Consider the following 11347-nt stretch of genomic DNA (forward strand, 5'->3'; position numbering starts at 1 on the left):
GCCTCGATCGCGGCGGTTCTGGCCTCGTGGGAGGCGTACTGTGGGACTTTGACGCCCGTCTTCGCCCAGGTCAGGAGGTTGAGGTGGGAGTCGGCGTTCTGCGCGACGTGGGCGAGCACGTGTCCTCTGGTCCAGCCGGGCAGGAGGGAGGGCTCGGCGAGGTCGGCGTCGGACAGGGACGCGGCCGTGGCCAGCAGCCGGCCGGTGGCCGAGGCCAGCTCGGCCTGCAGCGCGAGTAGGACGGTCATGTCTGGATATTTCATCAGTTGGGGGCGTGGGCTGGCGCCCGGCATAAAGCCGCAGGTCAGCTGGTTGAATGTGGAAGGGCTCCTGCCGGGGTGGGAGATGGCCGTAACCTGTGAGGGACGGATTTTCGGGGGCCGGGCAACGGTCCGCCGAAATTGTCGGAGCCTCCGTCTACCATCCCCCGTGGACCTATCCGCCTTTTGACCTCCGGGATCGCCGTGGCAGACCGCCTGATCGTGCGTGGTGCACGAGAACACAACCTCAAGGACGTCTCGCTCGACCTGCCGCGAGACTCGCTGATCGTCTTCACCGGCCTGTCCGGCTCCGGGAAGTCGAGCCTGGCCTTCGACACGATCTTCGCTGAGGGCCAGCGGCGCTACGTCGAGTCGCTGTCGGCGTACGCCCGCCAGTTCCTCGGCCAGATGGACAAGCCCGACGTCGACTTCATCGAGGGCCTGTCGCCCGCGGTGTCGATCGACCAGAAGGCCACCAGCAAGAACCCGCGCTCGACCGTCGGCACGATCACCGAGGTCTACGACTACCTGAGGCTGCTGTGGGCGCGCATCGGCAAGCCGCACTGCCCGGTGTGCGCGCGGCCGATCGCCAGGCAGACGCCCGAGCAGATCGTCGATCGCGTGATGGACCTGGAGGAGGGCACCCGCTTCCAGGTGCTCGCGCCGGTCATCAGGGGCCGCAAGGGCGAATACGCCGAGCTGTTCCGCGAGCTGCAGACCAAGGGTTTCGCCAGGGCCAGGGTCGACGGCACGGTCGTGCGGCTGGAAGAGCCGCCGAAGCTGAAGAAGTACGAGAAGCACGACATCGAGGTCATCGTCGACCGCCTGTCTGTCAAGGAGTCGGCGCGGCGCCGGCTCAACGACTCGGTCGAGACCGCGCTGCAGCTGTCCGGCGGCACGATCACGCTCGAGTTCGTCGACCTGCCGGAGGACGACCCCAACCGGGAGCGGTTCTACTCCGAGCACCTCTACTGCCCCTACGACGACCTGTCGTTCGAGGAGCTGGAGCCGCGCTCGTTCTCGTTCAACTCCCCGTTCGGCGCCTGCCCCGAGTGCACGGGCCTCGGCACGAAGATGGAGGTGGACCCCGACCTGGTGGTGCCCGACCCCGAGCGGACGCTCGGCGACGGCGCGCTCCACCCCTGGTCCGGCGGCCACACGAGCGAATACTTCGTCAGGCTGATCGAGGCGCTCGGTCACACGGTCGGGTTCACCCTCGACACGCCGTGGGAGAAGCTGCCGAAGAAGGCGCAGAAGTCGCTGCTGTACGGCCACGACGAGCAGGTCCACGTACGCTACAGCAACCGCTACGGCCGCCAGCGCTCCTACTACACCACCTACGACGGCGTCATCCCGTGGGTGCAGCGCCGGCACGCCGAGGCGGAGAGCGACTCGACCCGCGAGCGGTTCGAGGGCTACATGCGGGAGATCCCGTGCCCGGCCTGCAAGGGCGCCAGGCTCAAGCCGGTCACGCTGGCGGTCACCGTCGCCGACAAGTCGATCGCCGAGGTCGCGGCCATGTCGATCGGCGAGTGCGCGAAGTTCCTGGCCGGGCTCAAGTTGTCCGACCGCGACATGCACATCGCCGAGCGGGTGGTCAAGGAGATCAACGCCCGCATGGGCTTCCTGCTCGACGTCGGCCTCGACTACCTGACCATGGACCGCGCCGCCGCCACCCTGGCGGGCGGCGAGGCCCAGCGCATCAGGCTGGCCACGCAGATCGGCTCCGGCCTGGTCGGCGTCCTGTACGTGCTCGACGAGCCGTCCATCGGCCTGCACCAGCGTGACAACATGCGGCTGCTCGACACCCTCGTCAGGCTGCGCGACATGGGCAACACGCTGATCGTGGTCGAGCACGACGAGGACACGATCGCGGCGGCCGACTGGGTGGTCGACATCGGCCCCGGCGCCGGCGAGCACGGCGGCCAGGTCGTCGTGTCCGGGACCGTCCAGGACCTCCTGAGCAGCGAGGAGTCGCTGACAGGCCAGTACCTGTCCGGGCGCAAGAGCATCGCGATCCCGGCCAAGCGCCGCAAGCGCGACAGGAAGCGGCAGATCACGGTCAAGGGAGCGCGCGAGCACAACCTCAAGGGTGTCGACATCGACTTCCCGCTGGGCGTGTTCACGGCGGTCACGGGGGTGTCGGGGTCCGGCAAGTCGACGCTGGTCAACGACATCCTCTACAGCGCGCTGGCCAAGGAGCTCAACGGCGCCCGCACGGTGCCGGGGCGGCACTCGCGGATCAACGGCATGGACCACGTGGACAAGGTCGTCCACGTCGACCAGTCGCCGATCGGGCGCACGCCGCGTTCCAACCCGGCCACGTACACGGGCGTGTTCGACCACGTCCGCAAGCTGTTCGCGGCCACCGCCGAGGCGAAGGTGCGCGGCTACCAGCCCGGGCGCTTCAGCTTCAACGTCAAGGGCGGGCGCTGCGAGGCGTGCGCCGGCGACGGCACCATCAAGATCGAGATGAACTTCCTGCCGGACGTCTACGTCCCCTGCGAGGTCTGCCACGGCGCCCGCTACAACAGGGAGACGCTGGAGGTCCACTACAAGGGCAAGACGATCTCCGAGGTGCTCGACATGCCGATCGAGGAGGCTTTGGGCTTCTTCGAGGCGATCCCGGCGATCAAGCGCCACCTGCAGACGCTCAACGACGTGGGCCTGGGCTACGTACGGCTCGGGCAGCCCGCGACCACGCTGTCCGGGGGCGAGGCGCAGCGCGTCAAGCTCGCCTCGGAGCTCCAGCGGCGGCAGACGGGGCGGACGATCTACGTGCTGGACGAGCCGACGACCGGGCTGCACTTCGAGGACATCCGGCGACTGCTGGGAGTGCTCGGGAGGCTGGTCGACGGCGGTAACACGGTGATCGTGATCGAGCACAACCTCGATGTGATCAAGACCGCTGACTGGATCATCGACATGGGGCCTGAGGGTGGGTCCCGGGGCGGGACGCTGGTCGCCAGTGGGACGCCTGAGGAGGTGGCGCTGGTGGACGAGAGCCACACGGGCCGCTTCCTGCGGAAGATTCTCTCCTGAGTCGCGCACGGGGGGTGTCCTCGTGCCTGAATCCTGCACGGGGCGGTGTCCTCGTGCTGGAGTCCCGCACGAGGGTGTCCTCGTGCGGGCGGCAGTTCTGGCGGTGTGGCCGATCGGGGCGTCCGGCGGGGCCGCCTCGGTGTGGACCGCTGCGGCACCCCGGGTCCGCGCGGGCGTTGCTGGTGGGGGACAGCGCCCACGTGGGTGGTCGTGCTGGACGAGGTCAGGCGCGGAGTGCTGGTGCCTGGCGATATTCGTGCTTACGCGCGAAGTGGTGATGCCGGAGAGATGCGGTGTCCACACGAGCGGGTGTCGGGCGGACGTGGGGTGCTCATGCGCGGTGGCGTGGGCAGCGTTCGTAGTTGTGCGCGGTGGCGCTGGGCGGTGTCCGTAGTTGTGCGTGGGGTGGTAGCGGGGCGAAGCCGGTTTTGTGCGCGGGTGGTAGTGAAGCGAAGCGTGCGTTCAGGCTGTTTGGCGGCTTGCGGCGGCGCGGGCGCGGCGCTTGGCGGCGTCGCCGCGCTCCAGCCACCACTCGGCGAACAGCAGCGGCAGCACCCAGCCCAGCCACGCGCTCAGCGCGCTTACCATGCTCGCCAGCAGCGTCTCGTCGCCATGGAAGGTTGTCTCCAGTTCGGGCGACAGGGCGATGGTGAACACGACGCCCCAGAGGCGGTTCGTGATGATGGACAGGGTCAGGGCGAAGCTGCGGATCATCCACCGGCGGTGGTCGACGAACCTGCGCTGCCTGGCCATTCGCCAGCCCGCCAGCGTGCAGGCCACCCAGAGGGTTGCGAGTACGACGCCGCTGGCCGCCGTCACCGGGCCGAAGTACGGCGTGGTCACCGACACGATCAGGCCCAGTACGCCGCTGGGCAGGCAGCCGCCGAAGACGTACACGCGGCCGATCCGGCGGTGCGCGCGGGGATAGCGCTGGCGGAACCACGGCCAGATCTGCAGGCAGCACGTGATCATCGCGGTCGAGCCGAAGATCACGTGCAGGGACAGCACCGCGAAGTGGGGTGGGAAGAAGTCGGGGGCGGGCACGCGGGACTGGGCCGGGTTCATGGACAAGTACGGCGGCAGTGAGAAGGCGACGAACGCGATCGCCACCACCGCCAGAGGGGCCACCCAGGGACGCCGCCACCAGGTGGGTCTGACGGGGGGTGTGGTCGGGCGTTCTGTCGTGAGAGTCATATGGGCAGGGTGGGCGTCGGCGCTGACCGCCGGCCTACCGCCCGCTGACCGTCGATCACGCCGGGTGGTAGTCGAGTTCTCGCCTCGGCAACCGATTGCCGGGATGCCGACGGTTGTGGGGTTGCTGGGCCGTTTCGCTGGGGGTGGTTCGGGGGCTGCCTCCTCGGTGTGAGTGGCTGAGGGCTGCTGGGCCGTGTTGCCGGTGCGGATGGCTGGGGGTTGCTTTGCCGCTTCGCTGGTTGGGGAGTGTCGGGTTGCGTCGGTGCTGGAGCGGTTGGGGTGTCGGGTGCCTTGCCGGTGGGGCGGCCGGGGACTACGGGGCCGCCTCGCCGCTGTAAGCGGGTGGGGCTGTTGGGCTGCCTTGCTGGCGCGGATGGCTGAAGGCTGCTGGCCGCCTCGCTGGGGTGGCTGGTTGAGGGCTGTTGGGTCGGGTGGCTGGGGATTGCTGGGTCTTCTCGTCGGTGAGGGGTGGCTGGGAAACGGCTGGGCCGGTCGTCGGGGTCGATGGTTGGGGGCTGGTGAGGTGCTGGAGGCCATGTCGCGCGGTGGTGGCTGTGGCGGGGTGGAGTGGCCGACAGGGCGGCGGTGCGGGGTGCTACCCGGCGGGGGGACCGAGGGGTGGCGGCAATAAGGTTGGGTGGTGGTAACGGCTTGACCTGCAGGGGGTCAGCGGCGACGCGGAGGGTCGGCAGTTCATGACGGTTACGGAGCGGGGCGCAGCCGTGCCTGAAGCGGGGCCTGAAGCGGGGCCTGAAGTGGGCTCCGAAGCGGGGTTCGGGCGGCGCAAGGTGCTGGGGGCGGCCGGGGTCGCGGCGTGTGCGCTGGCGTTGGCGGGGTGTGGCGGGGGAGATGCCAAGGCCCAGCCGAGTCTCAAGGGCAAGGTCATCGCCAAGGTCGCCGATGTGCCCGTGGGCGGGGGCAAGGTGATCGAGGACCTGCAGGTCGTGGTGACCCAGCCCACGCAGGGGGTCTTCATGGCGTTCAGTTCGATCTGCACGCACAAGGGCTGTGCGGTCAGCACCCCCAAGGAGAACGTCATCAGGTGCGCCTGTCACGGCAGCGAGTTCGCCGCCGACAGCGGCAAGGCCACCAAGGGGCCCGCGAGCGCCCCGCTGACGTCCTACAAGGTCAGGGTCGAGGGTGACGGCATCGTGGTCGCCTGAAGTGGCGGGTGAAGTGACGGCGTGAAGTGACGGCGTGAAGTTGCCTGCTGAACACGTACTTATGCGTAGAGAACCGGATTGGGCTCGGGCACGCTGAACCGGCGCGAGGGCGCTGGCCGTACCTGAAGTGAAAGCCAATCTGGGAGGAACACACCATGACGGAAACGACTCGCCGGGCGATGATGCTCGGCGCCGGCGGCGCCGGGCTCGCGGCGGTTCTGACGGCGTGTGCGAGCTACGGCTCGCCGACGACGGAGGCGAGTGCGGAGCCGCCGGCGGAGGAGCCCGCCGAGGAGTCGTCGTCGCCGAAGAAGAAGAAGGCCGAGGCGAAGAGCGGCGGCGGCAAGGCGCTGGCTGACACGGCCGATATCCCCGAAGGCGGTGGGAAGGTCTTCGAGAACGAGAAGATCGTGGTCACGCAGCCCACCGCCGGGGAGTTCAAGGCGTTCACGGCGGTCTGCACCCACGCGGGCTGCACGGTCGCCACCGTCGCGAACAAGACGATCAACTGCCCTTGTCACGGCAGCAAGTTCAACATCAGCGACGGCTCCGTCAAGGACGGGCCCGCGAGCGAGCCGCTTGAGGAGAAGAAGATCACCGTGGACGGAGACAAGATCAAGCTCGCGTAGATCGCGTCTCATGAATTTCTCACCTAGGTGCGGTTGGGTGAGCGCATGGGAGATGACCTTCAGAGTCGCCGTGCAGTGTTCGCGAGCGTCGGTGCGGGCGGCCTCGCGCTGGCGCTCACCGCCTGCGGCGGCGGCACCGATACCGCACAGTCCGCCGGCACCGCCTCCGAGTCGAGCGCCCCGCAGTCCGGCGCGCCGCAGGCCGGTGGGGCGCTGGCCAAGACCGCCGACATCCCCGTCGGCGGCGGGACGATCTTCAAGGACCAGAAGATCGTGGTGACGCAGCCCACTTCGGGCGAGTTCAAGGCGTTCAGCGCCGTGTGCACGCACAACGGGTGCACGGTCGGCAGCGTCTCGGACGGGGTGATCGTCTGCCCGTGTCACAACAGCAAGTTCGCCATCGCGGACGGCTCGGTCAAGGACGGACCGGCCGACAAGCCGCTGCCCGCGCAGCAGATCAAGGTCGAGGGCGACCAGATCACGCTCGCGTAGGCGGGCCCCTTTTCAGGGAGGGCCCGCCGCGCCTGGTGGGAAGGCGCGGCGGGCAACCTTGTCGGTGGGGGCTACTAGTCTTTGAATGTGGCGAGATCAGCGGGCAGCCCCTTGAGTTTCCGGCCCAAGCCGGGTTCGATCCCCGATTCCCCGGGGGTCTACCGGTTCAGGGACGCGCACGGCCGGGTGATCTACGTCGGCAAGGCCAAGAGCCTGCGCCAGCGGCTCAATTCGTACTTCGCCGACTTCTCCGCGCTGCACCCGCGGACCCAGACGATGCTGACCACGGCCGCCGACGTCGACTGGACCGTCGTCGGCACCGAGGTCGAGGCGTTGCAGCTCGAATACTCCTGGATCAAGGAGTTCGACCCGCGCTTCAACGTGAAATACCGCGACGACAAGTCGTACCCCTACCTCGCGGTCACCATGGGCGAGGACTTCCCGCGCGTGCAGGTCATGCGCGGGGCCAAGCGCAAGGGCACGCGTTACTTCGGCCCCTATTCGCACGCGTGGGCCATCCGCGAGACCGTCGACCTGCTGCTGCGGGTCTTCCCGGTGCGCACGTGCACGGCGGGGGTGTTCAAGCGGGCCGGCCAGATCGGCCGCCCGTGCCTGCTCGGCTACATCGACAAGTGCTCGGCGCCGTGCGTCGGCCGGGTCACCCCGGAGGAGCACCGCGAGCTGGCCGAGGACTTCTGCGACTTCATGGCGGGCAACACCGGCCGCTTCATCAAGCGCCTCGAGAAGGAGATGCGCGAGGCCGCCGGCGAGCAGGAGTACGAGCGCGCCGCGCGGCTGCGCGACGACATCCAGGCGTTGCAGCGGGCTCTGGAGAAGCAGGCCGTGGTGCTCGGCGAGGGCACCGACGCCGACGTGATCGCGCTGGCCGAGGACCCGCTCGAAGCCGCCGTTCAGGTCTTCTACGTGCGCGGCGGCCGCATCCGCGGCCAGCGCGGCTGGGTGGTCGACAAGGTCGAGGAGGCCTCCCCCGGCGAGCTGGTCGAGCAGTTCCTGCTCCAGATGTATGCCGAGGCGAGCCCCGACTCGATGCCGCGCGAGGTGCTCGTGCCCGCGCTGCCGCCCGACAACGACGCGGTCGCCGAGCTGCTGACCGAGCAGCGCCGGGCCCGCGTCGAGGTGCGCGTGCCGCAGCGCGGCGACAAGAAGTCGCTGATGGAGACCGTCGAGCGCAACGCCAAGGAGTCGCTGGCGCAGCACAAGATCCGCCGCGCCAGCGACCTGACCACCCGCAGCAAGGCGCTGCAGGAGATCGCCGACGCGCTCGACCTCGACCAGGCGCCGCTGCGCGTCGAGTGCTACGACGTCTCCCACCTGCAGGGCGAGAACGTCGTGGCGTCGATGGTCGTCTTCGAGGACGGGCTGGCGCGCAAGAGCGAATACCGGCGCTTCGCCGTCAAGACCAAGGAGGGCGACGTCGCCTCGATCTACGAGGTGATCATGCGCCGCTTCCGCCGCTACCTGGAGGAACGCTCGGCCACCGGCGAGCTGGCCGCCGACGACGACACCGGCCACGGCCCCATCGACCCGGAGACCGGCAAACCGCGCAAGTTCGCCTATCCGCCCAACCTGGTCGTCGTCGACGGCGCGGGCCCCCAGGCGGCCGCCGCGCAGCGGGCGCTCGACGAGCTCGGCATCGACGACGTGTCCGTGTGCGGGCTGGCCAAGCGGCTGGAGGAGGTGTGGTTGCCCGGTGATGACCAGCCGGTGATCATGCCTCGTTCAAGCGAGGGTCTCTACCTGCTGCAACGCGTGCGGGACGAGGCACACAGGTTCGCCATCACCTACCATCGTTCCAAGAGGTCCAAGACGGTGAAGGAGAGCGCGCTCGACGGCGTGCCCGGCCTCGGGCCGGCGCGCAGGCAGGCGCTGCTCAAACACTTCGGCTCCGTGAAGAAGCTACGCGAGGCCACTGCCGCGGAAATGTGCGAGGTTCCCGGCATCGGGCCGTCCATCGCCGAGGTCATCGTGTCGACACTGAAGGGAGAGTCACCATGATCTCGCCAGGATGCCACGGCGTGTCCGGGTGCCTCCGCCATGGTGGCGCGCCCGGGCAGGGCGTGCGGGACGGAGAGAGGCAATGAGCACCGAGCCGGCGTTCGTCATCGTCACCGGCATGTCCGGGGCGGGGCGCAGCACAGCCGCCAAAGCGCTCGAGGACCTGGGCTGGTTCGTCATCGACAACCTGCCGCCCGGGCTGCTGTTCGCGATGGCGGAGGAGGCGGGCAAGGTCAAGCTGGCGGCCGACAAGGTGGCGGCCGTCGTCGACGTGCGCAGCCTGGCCTTCACCACCGACCTCAACGCGGCCATCGAGGAGCTCGAGGGGCGCGGCGTGCGGGTGCGGGTGGTGTTCCTGGAGGCCAGCGACGAGGAGCTGGTGCGCAGGTTCGAGAACGTCCGCAGGCCACATCCCCTCCAGGGCGAGGGGCGGCTGGTCGACGGGATCACCCGTGAGCGGGGGATCCTGCGGGAGGTCAGGGCCAACGCCGACCTGGTGATCGACACCTCGTCGCACAATGTCCACGACCTGCGCAACAAGATCGTCGCGTACTTCGGCGGCGAGGACCGGCCGGGGCTGCGGCTCAACGTCGTGTCCTTCGGGTTCAAGTACGGGCTGCCGGTGGACGCCGACCTGGTGGTCGACTGCCGGTTCCTGCCCAATCCGCACTGGGTGCCGGACCTGCGGCCGATGAACGGGCTCGACGCGCCCGTGCGCGACTACGTCCTCGGGCAGCCGGGGGCCAAGGAGTTCCTCGACGCGTACGAGGAGGTCCTGCAGGTGGTCGCGGCCGGATACGCGCGTGAGGGCAAGAGCTACGCGACGCTCGCGGTGGGCTGCACGGGCGGCAAGCACCGTAGCGTGGCCATGGCCGAACAGGTCGGCGCCCGCCTGCGCGACCGCGGGATGGAGGTCCAGGTGAGCCATCGGGATGTGGGGCGGGAGTGACCGATGAAGACTTCGCAGCAGCAGGTTCGTCGCGGTCGGCGGACGGTGATCTTCCCGGCGCCGTGACCCGCTCGGACGCGGTGGGTCCGGGCTCCGAAGGGCGTGCTGAGAGTACGGGTTCCGAGGGGGCCGGTGTGGGGCGTGACGAGAACCCGGACCCGGCCTCGGAGGGTGAGGTGTGCCCGGTGCGGCTCGCGCGGCCGGCCGCGGGCAACCCGGTGCCGGAGCGCGGGACGTACACGCGGACGTTCTCGGGGTTCGGGCCGCACGTCGTGGCGCTGGGCGGCGGGCACGGGCTTTACGCGTCCCTGTCAGCATTACGGATGGTGACCGACCGGTTGACCGCCGTGGTGACCGTCGCCGACGACGGCGGGTCCAGCGGGCGGCTGCGGCGCGAGCTCGGCGTGCTGCCCCCCGGCGACCTGCGGATGGCGCTGGCCGCGCTGTGCGGCGACGACGAGTGGGGCAGCACCTGGAGCGAGGTGGTGCAGCACCGCTTCCGCAGTGAGGGCGATCTGCACGGGCACGCCGTCGGCAACCTGCTCATCGTGGCCCTGTGGGAGCTGCTCGGTGACCCCGTGGCCGGGCTCGACTGGGTCGGACGCCTGCTGGGCGCGCACGGCCGGGTGCTGCCGATGGCGTCGGTGCCGCTCGACATCGTGGCCGAGGTGGAGCTCGACGGCGTCAGATCGACCGTGCGCGGGCAGGTGGCGTGCGCGCTGACGCCTGGGCGGGTGCAGGCGATCTCGCTCGTGCCCGAGGACCCGCCCGCGCGGCCCGAGGCGGTCGAGGCGGTGCAGGAGGCCGACTGGGTGGTGTTCGGGCCGGGATCGTGGTTCACCAGCGTGCTGCCGCATCTCAAGGTGCCCGAGCTGGCCAGGGCCCTGCATTCGACCAAGGCCAAGCGGCTCGTGACCCTCAACCTGGCGCCCCAGCCTGGTGAGACGGACGATTTCTCCCCCCAGCAACACCTGGAGGTGCTCAGGCAGCACGCTCCTGACCTGTCGATCGACGTCGTGCTCGCCGACACCGGAGTGGTGGACGACCCCGGTGCGCTGGACAAGGCCGCGGCGGCGCTCGGCGCACGGCTCGTGATGGCCGACGTGGCCGCCGCGGACGGCTCGCCGAGGCATGACCCACGACGTCTTGCCTCCGTCCTGGACGAGATTTTCCTCCAGAAGCGTTGATCCTGGTCGGCGTGGCGCGAAGGTGCGAGAGACTGCTGAGAGCCGGTCTGATGGGGGAGAGGACTAACGCATGGCCATGACAGGTGTGGTGAAAGACGAACTGAGCCGCCTGCCGGTGCTGAAGCCGTGCTGCCGCAAGGCGGAGGTTTCCACGCTGCTGCGGTTCGCCAGCGGCCTGCACCTGGTGGGCGGGCGGATCGTGATCGAGGCCGAGCTCGACACGAACGCCACCGCACGGCGACTGATCAAGGACATCGGCGAGGTGTTCGGGCACAAGGCCGAGGTGCTGGTGCTCGCGCCCGCCGGCCTGCGCAAGGGCTCGCGCTACGTCGTGCGGGTCTACCGCGACGGCGAGGCGCTCGCCCGCCAGACGGGCCTCATCGACAACCACGGCCGCCCGGTGCGCGGCCTGCCC

The 11347-nt window shown here is 69.6% G+C and carries 10 protein-coding genes; 8 read left to right on the forward strand and 2 right to left on the reverse strand.

The window, feature by feature from the left end; genetic code table 11:
* Positions 1–248 (reverse strand): maleylpyruvate isomerase N-terminal domain-containing protein (locus tag ACWDX9_RS52475; RefSeq protein WP_449969419.1); only part of this gene is annotated, 248 nt, incomplete at its 3' end.
* A 216-nt stretch (positions 249–464) separates the two neighbouring features.
* Between ACWDX9_RS52475 and uvrA the strand changes: the two genes are divergently transcribed.
* A complete protein-coding gene (gene uvrA / locus ACWDX9_RS52480) occupies positions 465–3302 on the forward strand; it encodes an excinuclease ABC subunit UvrA (RefSeq protein ID WP_449969421.1) in 2838 nt (945 codons plus the stop codon).
* A gap of 462 nt (positions 3303–3764) precedes the next feature.
* On the opposite strand, the gene ACWDX9_RS52485 is transcribed toward uvrA, so the two are convergent.
* Positions 3765–4496 (reverse strand): DUF2306 domain-containing protein, encoded by a 732-nt coding sequence (locus ACWDX9_RS52485; RefSeq protein WP_449969423.1) that lies wholly within the window; start codon positions 4494–4496, stop codon positions 3765–3767.
* Between the two features lie 755 nt (positions 4497–5251).
* Between ACWDX9_RS52485 and ACWDX9_RS52490 the strand changes: the two genes are divergently transcribed.
* From ACWDX9_RS52490 to whiA, 7 genes are all read left to right on the forward strand, one after another.
* Positions 5252–5659 (forward strand): Rieske (2Fe-2S) protein, encoded by a 408-nt coding sequence (locus ACWDX9_RS52490; protein WP_350739934.1) that lies wholly within the window; start codon positions 5252–5254, stop codon positions 5657–5659.
* A 155-nt stretch (positions 5660–5814) separates the two neighbouring features.
* A complete protein-coding gene (locus ACWDX9_RS52495) occupies positions 5815–6288 on the forward strand; it encodes a Rieske (2Fe-2S) protein (protein ID WP_350739937.1) in 474 nt (157 codons plus the stop codon).
* Between the two features lie 75 nt (positions 6289–6363).
* Entirely contained in the window at positions 6364–6780 is a 417-nt protein-coding gene (locus ACWDX9_RS52500) for a Rieske (2Fe-2S) protein (protein WP_357742244.1), read from the forward strand.
* 87 nt (positions 6781–6867) lie between these two features.
* Positions 6868–8796 carry an excinuclease ABC subunit UvrC gene (uvrC, locus tag ACWDX9_RS52505; RefSeq protein ID WP_449969425.1) on the forward strand — a complete coding sequence of 643 codons (1929 nt, stop codon included), beginning with the start codon at positions 6868–6870 and terminating at the stop codon, positions 8794–8796.
* An 82-nt stretch (positions 8797–8878) separates the two neighbouring features.
* Positions 8879–9745, forward strand: coding sequence for an RNase adapter RapZ (rapZ, locus tag ACWDX9_RS52510; RefSeq protein ID WP_355384327.1), 867 nt, complete (start codon positions 8879–8881; stop codon positions 9743–9745).
* 323 nt (positions 9746–10068) lie between these two features.
* The gene (locus ACWDX9_RS52515; protein ID WP_449969430.1) at positions 10069–10932 is read left to right on the forward strand and encodes a gluconeogenesis factor YvcK family protein; all 864 of its coding nucleotides are present in this window, start codon (positions 10069–10071) and stop codon (positions 10930–10932) included.
* 70 nt (positions 10933–11002) lie between these two features.
* On the forward strand, positions 11003–11347 hold a 345-nt coding region (whiA, locus tag ACWDX9_RS52520), incomplete at its 3' end, for a DNA-binding protein WhiA (RefSeq protein ID WP_449969427.1).

The organism is Nonomuraea sp. NPDC003201, assembly GCF_053590415.1.

Excerpts from the sequence above, each read along its gene's own strand:
- ACWDX9_RS52485 (WP_449969423.1), bottom strand. The coding sequence starts at position 4,496 with ATGACTCTCACGACAGAACGCCCGACCACACCCCCCGTCAGACCCACC.
- ACWDX9_RS52515 (WP_449969430.1), top strand. The coding sequence starts at position 10,069 with ATGGTGACCGACCGGTTGACCGCCGTGGTGACCGTCGCCGACGACGGC.
- rapZ (WP_355384327.1), top strand. The coding sequence starts at position 8,879 with ATGAGCACCGAGCCGGCGTTCGTCATCGTCACCGGCATGTCCGGGGCG.
- ACWDX9_RS52495 (WP_350739937.1), top strand. The coding sequence starts at position 5,815 with ATGACGGAAACGACTCGCCGGGCGATGATGCTCGGCGCCGGCGGCGCC.